This is a genomic window from Rubrivirga sp. (assembly GCF_049648075.1).
Lineage (GTDB): Bacteria > Bacteroidota > Rhodothermia > Rhodothermales > Rubricoccaceae > Rubrivirga.
This window is the reverse complement of the sequence record NZ_JBARYR010000117.1, coordinates 1-14,549: the sequence shown is the minus strand read 5'-3', so window position 1 is coordinate 14,549 and position 14,549 is coordinate 1. Positions and strand designations below refer to the sequence as shown.

Here is a 14,549-nt window from a genome sequence, read left to right as displayed (position 1 = left end):
CGCAGGCCGCCTCCACCCCGCGCCCGCGCTCACGGGCGGCGACGGCGCGCCCGCCGACGGTCTGCGGCAGATGTTCGGCGAGGTCTGGCAGTGGACGCACAGCCAGTACTCGCCGTACCCCGGCTACAAGCCCATCCCCGGCGCACTCGGCGAGTACAACGGCAAGTTCATGGCCAACCAGTTCGTCTTGCGCGGCGGCAGCGTCGCCACGAGCCGGAGCCACATCCGGCCGACGTACCGCAACTTCTTCCCCCCGGACGCCACCTGGCAGTTCACCGGCATCCGACTCGCACGCTCGTGACCGACCGCACTGACGACTCGTCCTCGAGGACGACCGACCTCGAATCCGACTTCGCCCGCGACGTGATCAGAGGGCTTAGCGCTCGTCCTCGATCGATCCCCGCCAAGTACTTCTACGACGAGGAAGGCTCCCGTCTGTTCGACCAGATCACACGCCTCGACGCGTACTACCCCACCCGGACCGAGCGCCAGATCCTGACCGACCACGCCGACGAGATGGTCGACGCGATCGGCAAGAACGCGGCGCTCATCGAGTACGGGAGCGGATCGAGCGACAAGACACAGATCCTGCTCAGCGCGCTGCACGCGCGGCGAACGCTGGCGGCCTACGTCCCGATCGACATCTCGGAGGCGTTCCTCCACGAGACGGCTGACCGTCTGAGAGAGCGGTACGATGGACTCCCGATCCTGCCCGTCGCCGCGGACTACACGAAGCCGTTTGATCTCCCGGCGCTCCCGCCCGAGACCACGCGGCGCGTCGTGTTCTTCCCGGGTTCCACGATCGGCAACTTCTCGAAGGCCGAGGCGCGCGACTTTCTTCGGCACGTCCGCGAGGTCGTCGGGCCTCGAGGGGCCCTCTTAATCGGCGTCGATCAGTGGAAAGACGAGGAGGTCCTGCACCGGGCTTACGACGACCCCGAGGGCATCACGGCCGCGTTCAACCTGGGCGTCCTCCGCCGCGTCCAGCGCGACCTCGAGGCCGACGTCGACCTCGAGGCCTGGTCGCACCCGGCCGTCGTCAACGCGGACGAGAAGCGGGTCGAGATGCACTTGGTCAGCGACCGGGATCAGACGATCACGATCGGAGATCACGCCCTCGAGGTCGGCGCCGGGGAGACCATCCACACCGAGGACTCCCACAAATACGACGCCGACGGCCTCGCCGCCATCGCCCACGCCGCGGGCCTCGAGCGCCGGTCTCGGTGGACGGACCCCCGGGGTTGGTTCGCCGTCGAGCTGTACGAAACCGGCGACTAGGCGGAGCGTGGCTAGTTTAGAACATGGGCAAAAAAAAGAAGGTCTCCCGTACCGTCCTCGGCATCGACATCGGCGGCTCCGGCGTCAAGGGCGCGCCGGTCCACACCAAGAAAGGTGAGCTCACCGACGACCGCTACCGCATCCCGACGCCTCAGCCTGCCACGCCGGAGGCCGTCCTCGAAGTCGTCCGGCAGATCGTCGACGAGCACAAGTGGAGAGGCCCGATCGGCTGCACCATTCCGGGCCGCGTCATACGCGGTGTCGTCAGGACGGCGGCCAACATCGACGAGTCGTGGGAGGGCTACAACGCCCGCAAGCGGTTCAAGAAGGAGCTCGGAGTACCGGTCACGGTTCTCAACGACGCCGACGCAGCCGGTATCGCAGAGATCCGCTTCGGCGCCGGTAAAAAGAAAGGGACGACGCTCGTTCTGACGCTCGGGACCGGCATCGGCAGCGCGCTCTTCACCGACGGCGTGCTCGTGCCCAACACGGAGTTTGGCCACCTCAGATTTGACCATCGGATCGCGGAGCACGTCGCCGCGGACTCCATCCGCACCAAGGACCACCTTTCGTGGGAGCGGTGGGCCACCAAGCGGGTTCAGCCCGTCCTCGAGATGTACGAGTTCCTCTTTTCGCCGGACACGATCGTGATCGGCGGTGGGGTGAGCAAGCCCGAGCGGTGGGACCAGTTCGGTCCCCTTCTCAAAACGAATGCGAAGCTGTACCCGGCCGCGCTCGGAAATCAAGCCGGGATCGTCGGCGCCGCACTCGTCGCCCGAGAGGCCGTCCTCAAGTCGCGGCGCTAGCGCCCTCGAGGACGATGATCGAGCTCGACAGAGACGCCCCTCTCCCGCTCGCCGAGCAGTTGGTCCAGGCGATGCGCTACGAGGTCGCGTCGGGGAAGTACTCGCCGGGCTCCCGGCTGCCGTCGACGCGAGCGTTGGGCAAGCAGCTCGACATCTCGTTCCACACCGTCCGCAAGGCCTACCAACGGCTGGCTGAGGACGGGCTGCTCGAGGTCCGTCGTGGCGGGGGCTACATCGTGGTCGAACGCCAGCTCTTGTCGAAGGCGGAGCGGCTCGAACGGGGCGCCGGCGTGGTCGAGGAGGCCCTGCACAAGCTCGTCGGACTCGGACTCGATGACGCCGAGGTGAGCTACGTCGTGCAAGAGGGTGTCCAGTTTTTCGAGCGGCCTGGCGTCGGCCGCCTGTTGATCTTTGCCGCGACGTGCCGCGAGCTCGCCGAGAGCGGGGCCGACCAGGCGAGTGCGGCGCTTCAGGACCGCGTCGTTCCCAAAACGTTTTCGGAGCTCGCGTCCATCGAGGACGTGGACGCCGTCATCGTCGGGCTCCCCGACCTCGCGGCTGCCCGACGAGCGGCCCCCTCCGCAGAGGCCATCGCGGCTCAGATCGAGTTCCCCCTCGGCGTCCTCGAGCGCATCGCACGGCTCGGCTCGGGTGAGTCGCTCGGGCTCATCACGCGCTACGCCGACGCCATCGTCCCACTCACGGACGAGATTCGCCGCAGGACGGGCTTTATCGGCCCGCTCCCCGCTCTCCAGGTCGAGGCCGATCGCCACCAGATCGAGACGGTCATCCGACAGTCGTCCGTGGTCGCCTTCACGCCTCAGTCACGGCGGCGGATTCGGCCCGTGATCCAGAAGCTCGGAGCCTCGTCCGTCGAACTCACGCCGACGCTGGCGTCGGGATCGCTCGCCCGAATCCGAGACGCCATCGGCGACTGACCCGTCCTCGAGGCCAGGTCACCCGAGCGTGGAACGCTCCTCAGGAGTCGCCGACTCTCCGGCCGGGTCGTCCGTTGGCACGCCAGGCGCGACCTCGAGGCTGGCCGAGGCGTCGCCGTCGCCCTGGTCGTCCTGATCGGGGTACTTGACCCGGAAGTGGTAAATGCCGCACAGGAGCGTGTGGAACGTTTCTTTGATCTGTGACACGTCCGAAAACGTGAGGGGCGATTCGTCCAGCTGCCCGTCTGCCAACCGAGCCGCAACGATGCCGTTGATGAGCGCCTCAAGCCGCTTCGGGGTCGGCTTGTCGAGGCTTCGGCTCGCTGCTTCGACGGAGTCGGCGAGCATTACGATGGCCTGCTCGTTGGTCCGAGGACGAGGGCCAGGGTAGCGATAGTCCGACTCGTCGATCGTGTCGGGGTCTTCTGACTCCTCCTGAGCCTTCCGGTAGAAGAACTCGATCAACCCTGTTCCGTGGTGGCTCGCGATAAAGTCGACCACCATCGAGGGCAGGTTTTGCTCTCGGCCCAACTGAACACCCTCTTTGACGTGGGCCGCGATCACGAGCGAACTCATCGAGGGCTTGATGCGCTCGTGGGGGTTGTCGTCGGGCTGTTGGTTCTCGATAAAGTACTCGGGCTTGAGCATCTTCCCGATGTCGTGGTACAGCGCTCCCACACGAGCCCGTAGCGCGTTCGCCCCGATCGTATCGGCCGCAGCCTCGGCAAGGTTCGCGACTTGAAGAGAGTGGTTGAACGTGCCAGGAGCCTGCATCGAGAGCTTTTTAAGCAACGGCCGGTTCGTGTCCGAAAGCTCCAGTAACGTCATGTCCGTCGTGACTCCGAACACGCGCTCCATCCCCCACAAGAGAGGCGCGGCGAGCAGGATCAGTGCTGCGTTAGCGCCCGCGGCCCCCAGCTCTGCGACGAACTGTTCGCCGAAGGGATCGGCCCGAAGGAGTTCGAAGCCCAACAGGACGATTCCATACGCGAGCCCCACCAAACCTGCCGAGGCCAAGATCTGACTTCGGTTTTTAACGTCCCGAACCGAGAACACCGCTAAGACCCCGACGATCAGCGTCGTGAACGCGTACGGGAAGTCGTACCCCGTGACCAGGCCTCCGATGGTCGCTAGCGTCAAGGTCGCGAAGCTGCCGACCCGGCTGTCGAACACGATCGTCAGCAGGATCGACGCCAGTGCCACCGGCACCACGTACTCCGCCGCTCCCCCAAAAAACGTCGCGACGATGAACCCCAAGAGCACCATTCCGACGATCAAGCACGCCAACGTAAAGCGCCTCGAGTCGGCAAAGACGGTTGGACGCAGCAGGTACATGTACAGGAAGAACAGTGCCAGCGCCGACAGCACGAGCAGCAGTCTCCCGAGCAGAGTCGTGACCGAGCTCCAGGTCGACGTCCCACTCCTCTCCCGCTGCCGTTCATAGAGAGACTGGAGCGTCCGATCGACTTCGGCCGTGACCTCGTCCCCTCGTCGGATCACCACTTGACCTTGTCGGACCTGCCCCTGCGTGGGCAGCACGGACTCGAGAGCCTGGCGTCGGGTGCGTTCCGTCGCGTCAGCGTCGTAGACGAGCGACGGCTCGAGGACGGACCGGAACAGGCTCGCAGCGATGGCGACGGTGTCCGGGCGGCTCGGGAACGCTGCCGTGAGGCTCATCCGAGCCCGAACACGGACCTCGTCCTGGCCGAGAACGGCGTTGCGGTTTATCTCGGTCTCAGTCCGGGTCGAGAGGTCCCGTGCCAAGAGCGTCTCGGACTGAACTGAGTCCTTCGGGACGCTCAGCACGCCACGTCCGAGCGCTTCCCGAGCGATCCGGGCCGCCTCACCCAGGAGACGGTCATCCAGCGTCGCCGACCTCGATGCGCCCAGGGCGGCCTCGTACGAGGACCGAGCCAGGAGATCCCACTGGTCGGACGTGAGGGCCAACGACATCGCGTCGCGTGACGCCGCGTATGCGGCGGAGTCCCGCCTCATAGCTCTCCGAAGTGCACTCACGTCGGGGCCGGCTTGCAACGAGTCCTCGAGACGCTGGCTGGCATCGCGCCAATCTGCATACGCGACGAAAGCCGAGTCCAGCCGGGCGTCCACCGAGTCGAGCCGGGCGAGCGTTTGGGCGAGGGCGTCGGAGCGGACCTGAAAAACAGGGGGCTGCATCCTGTAGACCGAGTCCCGCCGTGTAGCGATTTCCTCTTCAGGAAGCCGAATCGAGAAGTCGAACGGAGCCACAATGTCGTCCTCGAGCCAGAAGTCGCCCACATCGACGGGCACGTCGTAGCTCTCCGTTCCTGGAAAGGACAGCAGCGCGAGAGACGCGAGCCCAGCGAAAAGCGCGACGCGGATGATCACGTCGTTGCGAGACATCCGGCGCTTGGTGTTGGCCTCCCGCTTCGCGTCGCCTCGGAGGCCAGCCCGACGCGAGTAGCGTCCGGTCTTCGGGCTGAGGCCAAGTCTATCGAGTACGCTCATTGGGGCTCGGACGCTAGAGGGCTAGTCGTTGCTCCCTGTGACCGGATCGTGCCGTAGCGAGATCAAAAGCCCGACGGCCACCGTGATGCTCGCTCCGATGATCGGGTACAACGGCCAGGCGACGGCCCGGAGCCCCTGCTCCGCGCGGATCTCCGCGGTCGGTCGCCAATCCACGACCCAGCCGAGATCCGGGCTCCACCAGAGCCCGAAGATGATGAGCGTCATCGTGACGACTCCGATCGCGAATGCGACCAGGGCGTCCGTCTGCTGTGGGCGAGTCGATACCAGACCGAGGACGAACGCCCCCAGGAGCCCGCCGTAGGTGAACCCGGCGATTCCCAATCCCAGCTCCACGACGGGGTTGTCCATGCCGGTGAACAGCATCGCGAACCCGACGAAGACGGCGGCCCAGACGAGCGTAAGGACCCGACTCAGCTTGAGCGCTCGCTCAGGAGACTCCGGGCGGCGTCCGAAACGCTCGAGCAGGTCCATCAAGGTCGAGCCCGCGAGCGCGTTGAGCGACGACGACAGGGTGCTCATCGCCGCCGCAATGATGCCGGCGAACAAGAGCCCTCGGAGACCGACAGGCATCTCATCGAGGATGTATCGCGGGAACACCTCGTCACCCCGCGTCAAGCCGAGATCGGCGAGCGGAGCGGCGCCGTAGTGGACCCACAACGCAGCGCCGACGGCCAAAAAAAGCGCGAACTGAACCCCCACGAACACGCCGCTCCAGACCATCGCCCGCTGCGAGTCTTCGAGCGTCCGGCACGCGAGCACTCGCTGGACGATGAGCTGGTCGGTTCCGTGCGATGCCATGGCAAACACGGCGCCACCGATCACCGCGACGGGCAACACGTAGGGGGACGTCATGAACGACCCGAACGGCCCGTCACCGAGGTCGACGACGGCCAGTTTACCGGCCTCGAGGGCGGCGTCCCACGACCCGGCAGAAGGTCCCGACAAAAGCAGACCGAGCGCGATCATGGCGCCGCCGACGTACACCAGCATCTGCACGACGTCCATCCAGACGACGGCCTTGAGACCACCGACGTAGGTGTAGGCGGCCGTCACAATGCCGATGGCGAGGATGACCGTCGGGTACCCGACCTCGAAGCCGGCCGCTCGAACGATGACCTGAATCGGGATGGCGGTGGCGAACAGACGGACACCATCCGCCAGTAACCGCGTGACAAGGAACGTGACCGAGGCCGCCCCCCGCATCCGGTCGCCGAATCGCTCGCCGAGGAACGCGTACGCCGTCTGCATATCGCCTCTGACGTATCTCGGCAGCAAGACCCTCGCGACCACGACACGGCCGATGATGTAGCCGATCGTGAGTTGGAGGAAGGTCATCGACCCGCCGTAGGCGACGGCGGGGACGCCGATTACCGTCAGCGTGCTCGTCTCCGTCGCGACGATCGAGAAGCAGACGGCCCACCACGGGAGGTCGCGGCCACCAAGGAAATAGTCGGTCGTCGAGGTTTGCTGCCCGCCGGCCCGGAGACCGAAGATCACGATGCCGATCGCGTACGCAACGAGAACGACGAGATCGATGGGAGTCAGCATGCGCTAGCGGAGCGGGAGGATGGGCGGATCGACCTTCTGAAGGAGCCGGCTGAGAACGTCTGCCGCACGTTCCGCCGTCGGCTCCCCCTGAATCATCAGGTCGTAGCACGACTCGCGAGAGAGGTCGTAGCGGCCGACGCGAACCTGGGCGGGAGAGGCACCCACCAAGATCGCTGCCGCAAGGCTGTCAGGAGCCGAGAGGTTGATCGCGACGTGCGGCCTCGAGGCCCACACCTCATCCCGAACGCTGCGTTGTGGCAGCCGCCTCCAGTCGAGGTCGGACTCCCCGATCACCCGAACGTGCCCCGCGAAGGCGTCGGGCACGCCGACGCCGGTGGAACCGAGGCCGACGACCTGGATGCGAGCGGCCTCGAGGTCGATAGACCGGATGAACGACCACGACGCCCGTTGCCCGGGCTCGTCGTCGGGAAGAACGATCATCACCGACCTCGATCGGGGATCTGGCTCGGCGCCGATGGGGCTGCGACGCTCGAGTGACTCGCGGAGCGCCCGGCGCGCGAACGCGCTTCTGGCCGACTCGATCACGAGCCGAACAGGTCCGCTTGCGCTTCCTCTCCCGTCTCGCCTTGTTCCGAAGCGCTGTCCGAGGCCGCCTCGTCCTCGAGGACGGGGACGGGCTCGCCCTCGAGGACGCGGTAGAGGCCGTCCTCATCGAGGACGGGGATGCCGAGCTCGTGGGCCTTGGCGAGCTTTGATCCGGCGGCCTCACCGGCGACGACGAACCCCGTCTTTTTAGACACGCTCCCAGTGACCTTACCGCCCGCGTCCTCGATGAGGCTCTTGGCCTGGGGCCGCGTCAAGGTGGGGAGCGTGCCGGTCACCACGACCGTGACGCCCGTCAGCGCGGCGTCGGATTGGTCCTGGGCGACGCGTTCGCCCTCGAGGCGGACCGTGCTGACGCCCAAGTCGCGGAGCTCCGCGAGAACACGTTTGTTGGCGTCGTCCGCGAACCAGTCGACGACGCTCTCGGCCACGATCGGGCCGATGCCGTCGATCGCTTCGAGGCTCTCTTGATCGGCCTGCCCCAGCTCCTCGAGCGACTCGTGGTGAGCGACGAGGTCTCGAGCGACGGTCTGCCCGACGTGGCGGATCCCGAGCCCGAACAGCAGCCGGGCGAGCGGCCGACTGCGGGCGGCCTCGAGGCCGGCGATCAGGTTGTCGACCTTTTTTTCCTTGAACCCCTCGAGGGCGAGCAAATCGTCGCGGCGGGTGATGAGGCGGAACAGGTCCGGCAGATCCTCGACCAGTCCGACCTCGACGAGCAGGGCCGCGATCTTCGTGCCCATGCCGTCGATGTCGAGGGCGTTCCGGGCGGCGACGTGCTCGATGGCTCGCTTGAGCTGAGCCGGGCATCCTCCCTCGACGTGGCGGATGTCGGCTTCTCCCTCCGGGCGCTCGACGGCGCGCGCGCACACGGGGCACACCGCCGGTGGGACGTAGACCGGCGCCGCGCGATCGGGGTCGGGCTGCACCGGTCCGACGATGGCCGGGATCACGTCGCCGGCGCGTTTGATCACGACGTCGTCGCCGATGCGGATGTCGCGGGACGTGATGTAGTCGGCGTTGTGGAGCGTCGCTCGGGAGACCTGGACGCCGCCGACCTCGACGGGCTCGAGGACGGCGAGCGGCTTGATGACGCCCGTCCGACCGACGTTGTGCTCGATGTCGAGGAGCCGCGTGGTCGCCTCGCGAGCGGGGAACTTGAACGCGATCGCCCACCGGGGCGCCGTCGCGACCTGACCGAGGACGTCTTGGTAGTCGAGCCGGTCGACCTTGACCACGACCCCGTCGATCTCGTAGTCGAGGGTGTCGCGCGCGCCGGCCCATTTTTCGCAGAAGGCGACGAGTTCGTCGATGTCGTCGAAGGTGCCGCGCTCGGGTCCGGTCGTGAACCCGAGCTGGTCGAGCCAATCGAGGACGGCGGACTGGCGGTCGGGGATCTCGCCCTCGACGGGGCCGAGGCCGTAGGCGAAAAAGTCGAGGCCACGGCCGGCGGTGATCGTGGAGTCGAGCTGCCGGAGGCTCCCCACGGCGCCGTTCCGGGGGTTGGCCAGCGGGTTCTCTCCGGCCTCGACCAGTTTCTCGTTAAGCGCTTCAAAGCGCGACCGCGCCAGGTACGCCTCGCCGCGCACTTCCATCGAGGACGGGGCGTCGGGTGCGGACAGCGGGATCGAGCGGATCGTGCGGACGTTCTGGGTCACGTCCTCGCCGACGGAGCCGTTGCCTCGCGTCGCAGCCCGGCTCAGCGTGCCGCGGTCATAGGTCAGCGCCAGGGCGAGCCCGTCGATCTTGAGCTCGGCACCGAACCGGACGGCTTCCCCGTCCTCGAGGACGGACTCGAGTCCTTTCATCACGCGCTCGGCCCACGCTCTCAGATCATCGCCGTCGAACGCGTTGGAGAGCGACAAGAGCGGGACCGGGTGAGAGACCTTGTCGAACCCCTCGAGCGGCGCCCCGCCGACCCGGTGCGTCGGCGAGTCGGGTGCAACGAGGGATGGATGCTCGTCCTCGAGGGCGCGAAGCGCACGGAACAGCCGGTCGTACTGGCTGTCACCGATCAAGCTCTCCCCTTGTCGGTAGTAGGCGTCCTGCAGCTGAGTCAGGACGGGCTTGAGACTCGACGCGAGCGCGGACGCGCCTTCGAGGTTGAGGCCCTGCGGACCGTCCTCGAGGGCGTCGATGCGCCGGCTCAGTTCGAGAGCGTCGCTGACGACGTCCATCTACTCGCCGGCCGGCGCGGGTGCGGGCGACGACGGAGCCGAAGCGAGGGAGTCCAACAGAGCCTGGCCCGTCGCTGCATTGATGTCGAGGGCACGACCCGAGGTTGGCGTAAAGCGCTGTCCCTGAAGCTCGACCGTGGCTTCGTCGAACGCATAGGCCGTGTCCCCTTGATTGCCTTCGCCCCAGAGCACGACCGATGAATCGGCCTCGAAGGTCTGAGACGTGCCGCCGTCGATCCAGTAGGGTGTCCGCTCACCGTCGTCCTGGGTCACACGGAACCACTGGAGGCCGTCGGCACCGGCCGTCACCGTGACGCTGATCGGGCGCTGAAACCGCGGACCGGCGACGGCGCCAGTCCCAATACCAGACGAGTCGATCGCGACGTCCGGCCCCTCACCGACGGCAATCACGTCCGTGTCCTCGGCCACGTCCTCGACGTCGTCGCCGGCGAAGACCAGGAAGTACATCGCCGCGGCCAATCCCACGACGAGCAAGCCGAACAACCCCAGGATCGCGCCCCAGTTCTTGTCGAAAGAGTGCTTCGCGGTCGGTACCGCCGGGCGGTTGACGCGCGCTTCTGCGAGCGTTCTAGGCGCCTCGGTGGGTCGGGGACGAGCCGTCGGGTCCGGCGTCCTCGAGAGCGCATCGACCGCGGGCGCCTTCGAGGCCGCGGCCGTAGTCGTTGGTGCCGTCGGTTCTTGGACAGCGCGAGGCTCCCGCGGGGGCGCTTTCGGCGTGCTCGGCGCAGGGGCAGATGCCGGATCGAAGTCGGGGTGTAGCGACCCGGCGTAGCGCCCTGCCTTTTGATCGGCGAAAGCCGTCACGGCCTTGCTCGGGGAAACTCCTACGGCCTTCGCGTAGGACCTGAGGAAGGCCTTGAGGTAGACCTCGTTGAAGGTCGGGTCCCGCACCAGGTCCCCAGCCTCAAATCGAGTCAAGACATCGACCGGGATGCGCGTCTGGTCTTGAATCTCGGGGAGCGACAGCCCACGCGCTTCGCGAGCGGCTTTGAGATCGGCTTCGAAGGAGGACGTCGAGGACACAGGCGCGCGGTGGGGGCAGTCGAAGGTAGTCCACGCCTGAACGGGGCACAGGTTCGTCCCCACGCGAAACTGCCCGGCCTTCGCGATGAAGACCGGGCAGTCGAGTCGGGTAGGCGGGATTTGAACCCACGACCCCCAAGCCCCCAGCTTGGTGCGCTACCTGGCTGCGCCACTACCCGATGGGGAGGCCGAAACTAGACGGCGGGTCAGAGCCGGCGCAACACGTCCGACAAAAACGCACGGAGGTCCCGGAGATCTTCGACCGGCAGCGACGCGAGACCGGCCCCGTCGCCTCGGTCCTCTCGCTCGAGCGCCAGCCGAGCGCCCTCGATGGTGTACTTCTGGTCTCGGAGAAGTGCCTTCAAGCGACGGACGACCTCGAGGTCGTGCTCGGTGTAGGCGCGGTTGCCGGCGCGGTTCTTCTTCGGACTCAGCGCGTCGAACTCCGTCTCCCAGTATCTCAGGACGTGGGGCTTCAACTCCGTCATCTCACCGACTTCGCGGATCGAGTAGTACAGCTTGCGGATCCCTGGCGACGGCATGGAGAACGCGTGTGGTTAAACGGACAAACGAGCGTGGACGGGTCGAGGGGCTACGTTGACGCGTCCCCCGAAACTCCGTGTCCAAGACCGCATCCGAGCTCGCACTGCTCGCCGTCATCCTGGTGTGGGGTGTCAACTTCGCGGTCATTAAAGTACCACTCGAGGTCGCGCCGCCTTTCACGGTCAACGTCCTCCGGTTCGCGGTCTCGCTCACAGTCCTGGCCGTGCTCTACCGGCGAGAAGCGCGGCATCGAGGACAAGGGCTCGCGTCGACGTTTGAGATCGGGTGGACTCGGGTCGTCGGCGTCGGGCTGCTGGGGGTGTTGGTCTACCAGCTTATGTTCATCCTGGGGATCGACCGCGTGTCGTCGGGGACGGCGGCGCTAATGATGGCGACGAGTCCGGCGTGGACGTCCGTCGCGTCGCACGTGTTGAAACAGGAACGGCTTCTCGTAGCCGGATGGATCGGACTCGCGGTCAGCTTGGGCGGCGTCGGTCTCGTGGTCGCGGGGAATCCTGGCGCGGCCTTCCAGGGCGGTCGGTCGGGCGTTTTGCTGATGCTCGCCGCGGCGCTGGCGTGGGGGCTGTACACCACGCTCAGCCGTCCCCTCCTCGACCGTGGCGCATCGGCGCTCGGGCTCTCGTTCTGGGGCGTCTTGCTGTCGTTCCCTGGCCTGGTCCTGCTGGCCCTCCCCGAGCAGTCCCAGATGGACTGGAGCCGGATCGGCGCCCTCGAGGTCGGGGCGCTCTTGTTCTCGGGCGGCCTGTCGACAGGGCTCGCGTACGCGATCTGGAACCAGTCGGTCTCGGTCGTCGGCGCCTCGAGGACGGCGGCGTTCTCGAACCTGGTGCCGGTCGTCGGCGTGGCGGCAGGCGTGGCCCTGCGCGGAGAGACGGTCACGCTCGTCCAGGCGCTCGGCGGCGCCCTGGTGATCGCGGGCGTGGTTCTGGTGCGGCGCCGCGGCGTCGGTCCACTGATCCCGACGACGGGAAGTCCCCGTCCTCGAGGACGCTAGGCGCCGATCACGTCGAACGTGGAGCCGGTGACGGGCTCTTTTCGGACCTCGATGCGGACGGGGAACGCGTCCTTGAGCTCGTCCAGGTGCGTGATCACGATGATCGTGCGGAAGTCGTCCTGGATCGCTCGGATCGCGCCGATCAGACGTTGCAAGCCCTCGGCGTCCTGCGTCCCGAACCCCTCGTCGATCACGAGCGTGCGGATCTGGGTGCCGGAGCGCTCGGCGAGCATCTGGCTTAGGGCGATGCGCAGGGCGAAGTTGACGCGGAAGGCCTCCCCGCCGGAGAAGGTCTCGTAGGACCGAGCGACGCCCTGGTCGTCCGTGATGCGGATGTCGAGCGTCTCCTTCGTCCCGCCCCCCGTCTTCTTGTCCTTGAGCGTCTCGAGGGCGACGCGGGTCCGTCCTCGACTGAGTCGGTCCAGCAACCCGTTTGCTCGCTCCTCGATCTCGGGCAGCGTCTCTTCGATGATGAGCGACGGAATGCCGTTCTTGCCGAACGCGCGGCGCAGGTGCCCGAACAGCGCACGTTCCTTTTTGACGGCCCGGAGCTCTTTGCGGGCTTCCTTCAAGCGGTCGCGGTCGCGTCCCGCCCGTGCCAGACGCTCATCGAGGGCGCCGAGCTGGCCTTGCGCCGTCGACAGCTTTTGGCTCGCGGCCGCGCGCCGGGCCGAGGCCTGCTTGTGGACCTCGACCGCCTCAGCGCGAGCCGCCAGTGACGCCTCGAGACTGGACAGTCGCTTCCGTTGCGTGACGGTCTCGCCCTCGAGGGCGGCACGGTCGTCAGCGAGCCGCTTGGACTGCTCGGCCAACTCAGCGCGGCGACGCCGAGCCTCCAGCAACTCCGTCAGGCGCTGCGGGGCGTCTTTCAGATGCTCGAGCTTGGCGCTGATCGCCTCGTGAGAGGCCGCGTCGTAGCCCAGGCTTTCGATCTGCGTCGCGAGCATCGCAAGGCGAGCCGTCACGTCTTGGAAGGGCACGCCGCGGTCGATCTGGTCGCGCCGGTCGCCAAGAGCCTTGGAGCGCCGGTCGCGGTCGATCTTCGACTCGGCCAGACGCTCCGTGGCGACGTCGAGAGCCCGGACCTGGCGGGACCAGTGCTCGTGAAGTGACGCGTCACGCCGGACCGCTTCGTGCGCAACCTGGTCGTAGGCGCCGGCCTCGAGGGCGTCCATCAGCATAGTCCGCTCGGCGCGGAGCTCGGGCTCGTAGTCCTCGTCCGCCAGGCGCTTGCCGAGACGCAGGGCGGTCGCCCGCAAGTCCTCGAGGCGCTGAGCTCGCTCGGCGGCGCGCTTGGCCTGTTCCGCTCGCTGCGACAACGCCTTCTCCGCCTCCTGCCCGGCCTCGAGGACGGACGCGAGCGACGTAAACTCGGACCTCAGGTCGTCCCTGCGCTTGACGGCCTGAGCGCGCTTGCCGTCGGCGGAGCGGCGGGCGTCCTCGAGGGCGCGCAGGTCCGATCGGAGGTCTTCGGCGACCTCGAGGCGATGCGCTTCTGTCAAGGCGGTCCCGCACGTCGGGCACACGTCGTCGTCCGACTGGTCGAGCTTGGCCAACCGCGCCTCGATCCGCGTTTTGTCGGCCTCGATGCGGCGGATCTCGGCCTCGAGATTCTTGACCGTCGCGCCGGCCTCGGTCCCCTCGCCGTGGATGGCCTCACGACGTGCGTGGGCCGCCATAGCCGAGGCGACCGCCGCTTGGAGCGCATCGAGGTCGGGAGCAGAGGCCGTCTCGGTCTCCGCCTTGAGCCGCTTGCCCTCTTCGATCACCTGGCCGCGTTGCCCCTCCAGGACGCCCTTCTGAGCGGCCAGTCGCTTGTCGATCGTGTCGATGCGGGCGTTCTTCTGGTCCCGCTCGGCACGTTGCGCGTCGAGGCGAGCAAGGTCGGCCTTGGCTTTCTCCGCCTGCTTGAGAGCGGCCCGCGCCGTCTCGCCGTCCGCGAGGAGGGTCGTGTCGGCCTCGATTTGTCGGCCCAGTCGATCAAGGGCGGCCGATAGCGAATCGACCTCGCGCTGGGCCTCGGCCTTTTTTCGTTCCAGGTCGAGCGAGACCTGATGCCGCTGCGACTCGATGCCCCGGAACAGCGCGGCCTTGTCATCGAGGGCGGACCGCTCGGCTCGCAACGACT

At 67.2% G+C, this 14,549-nt stretch carries 11 protein-coding genes, 1 tRNA gene and 1 pseudogene; 5 read left to right on the top strand and 8 right to left on the bottom strand.

The annotated features are described in order from the left end of the window. From WBA11_RS03285 to WBA11_RS03270, 4 genes are all read left to right on the top strand, one after another. A partial coding sequence (locus WBA11_RS03285) for an SUMF1/EgtB/PvdO family nonheme iron enzyme (protein ID WP_424519296.1) occupies nt 1–301 on the top strand: 301 nt, incomplete at its 5' end. Continuing rightward, nucleotides 298–1,278, top strand: coding sequence for an L-histidine N(alpha)-methyltransferase (egtD, locus tag WBA11_RS03280; RefSeq protein ID WP_424519295.1), 981 nt, complete (start codon nt 298–300; stop codon nt 1,276–1,278). The genes WBA11_RS03285 and egtD, both read left to right, overlap by 4 nt. 23 nt (nt 1,279–1,301) lie before the next feature. After that, entirely contained in the window at nt 1,302–2,084 is a 783-nt protein-coding gene (gene ppgK / locus WBA11_RS03275) for a polyphosphate--glucose phosphotransferase (protein WP_424519294.1), read from the top strand. 14 nt (nt 2,085–2,098) lie between these two features. Beyond that, entirely contained in the window at nt 2,099–3,022 is a 924-nt protein-coding gene (locus tag WBA11_RS03270) for a GntR family transcriptional regulator (RefSeq protein WP_424519293.1), read from the top strand. 18 nt (nt 3,023–3,040) lie between these two features. On the opposite strand, the gene WBA11_RS03265 is transcribed toward WBA11_RS03270, so the two are convergent. The 7 genes from WBA11_RS03265 to WBA11_RS03235 form a co-directional block, all read right to left on the bottom strand. After that, the gene (locus WBA11_RS03265) at nt 3,041–5,404 is read right to left on the bottom strand and encodes an HD family phosphohydrolase (protein WP_424519292.1); all 2,364 of its coding nucleotides are present in this window, start codon (nt 5,402–5,404) and stop codon (nt 3,041–3,043) included. Nucleotides 5,405–5,530: 126 nt separating this feature from the next. After that, the gene (locus WBA11_RS03260; protein WP_424519291.1) at nt 5,531–7,078 is read right to left on the bottom strand and encodes a sodium:solute symporter; all 1,548 of its coding nucleotides are present in this window, start codon (nt 7,076–7,078) and stop codon (nt 5,531–5,533) included. Nucleotides 7,079–7,081: 3 nt separating this feature from the next. After that, nucleotides 7,082–7,624 (bottom strand): DUF6913 domain-containing protein, encoded by a 543-nt coding sequence (locus tag WBA11_RS03255; RefSeq protein WP_424519290.1) that lies wholly within the window; start codon nt 7,622–7,624, stop codon nt 7,082–7,084. Beyond that, nucleotides 7,621–9,819, bottom strand: a complete 2,199-nt coding sequence (gene ligA / locus WBA11_RS03250) for an NAD-dependent DNA ligase LigA (RefSeq protein ID WP_424519289.1) — start codon at nt 9,817–9,819, stop codon at nt 7,621–7,623. Before ligA ends, WBA11_RS03255 begins: the two co-directional genes overlap by 4 nt. Then, complete coding sequence (locus tag WBA11_RS03245; protein WP_424519288.1) at nt 9,820–10,863, bottom strand: helix-turn-helix domain-containing protein; 1,044 nt, start codon at nt 10,861–10,863, stop codon at nt 9,820–9,822. A gap of 105 nt (nt 10,864–10,968) precedes the next feature. After that, nucleotides 10,969–11,042 (bottom strand) — tRNA-Pro (locus WBA11_RS03240). Nucleotides 11,043–11,069: 27 nt separating this feature from the next. Beyond that, on the bottom strand, nt 11,070–11,405 hold the full coding sequence (locus tag WBA11_RS03235) for a MerR family transcriptional regulator (RefSeq protein ID WP_424519287.1): 336 nt from the start codon (nt 11,403–11,405) through the stop codon (nt 11,070–11,072). Between the two features lie 77 nt (nt 11,406–11,482). Between WBA11_RS03235 and WBA11_RS03230 the strand changes: the two genes are divergently transcribed. After that, nucleotides 11,483–12,421, top strand: a complete 939-nt coding sequence (locus WBA11_RS03230; protein ID WP_424519286.1) for a DMT family transporter — start codon at nt 11,483–11,485, stop codon at nt 12,419–12,421. 188 nt (nt 12,422–12,609) lie between these two features. Here WBA11_RS03230 and WBA11_RS03225 read toward each other — a convergent pair. After that, nucleotides 12,610–14,100, bottom strand: a pseudogene (locus WBA11_RS03225) (hypothetical protein); the annotation flags it as partial. Nucleotides 14,101–14,549 lie beyond the last annotated feature (449 nt).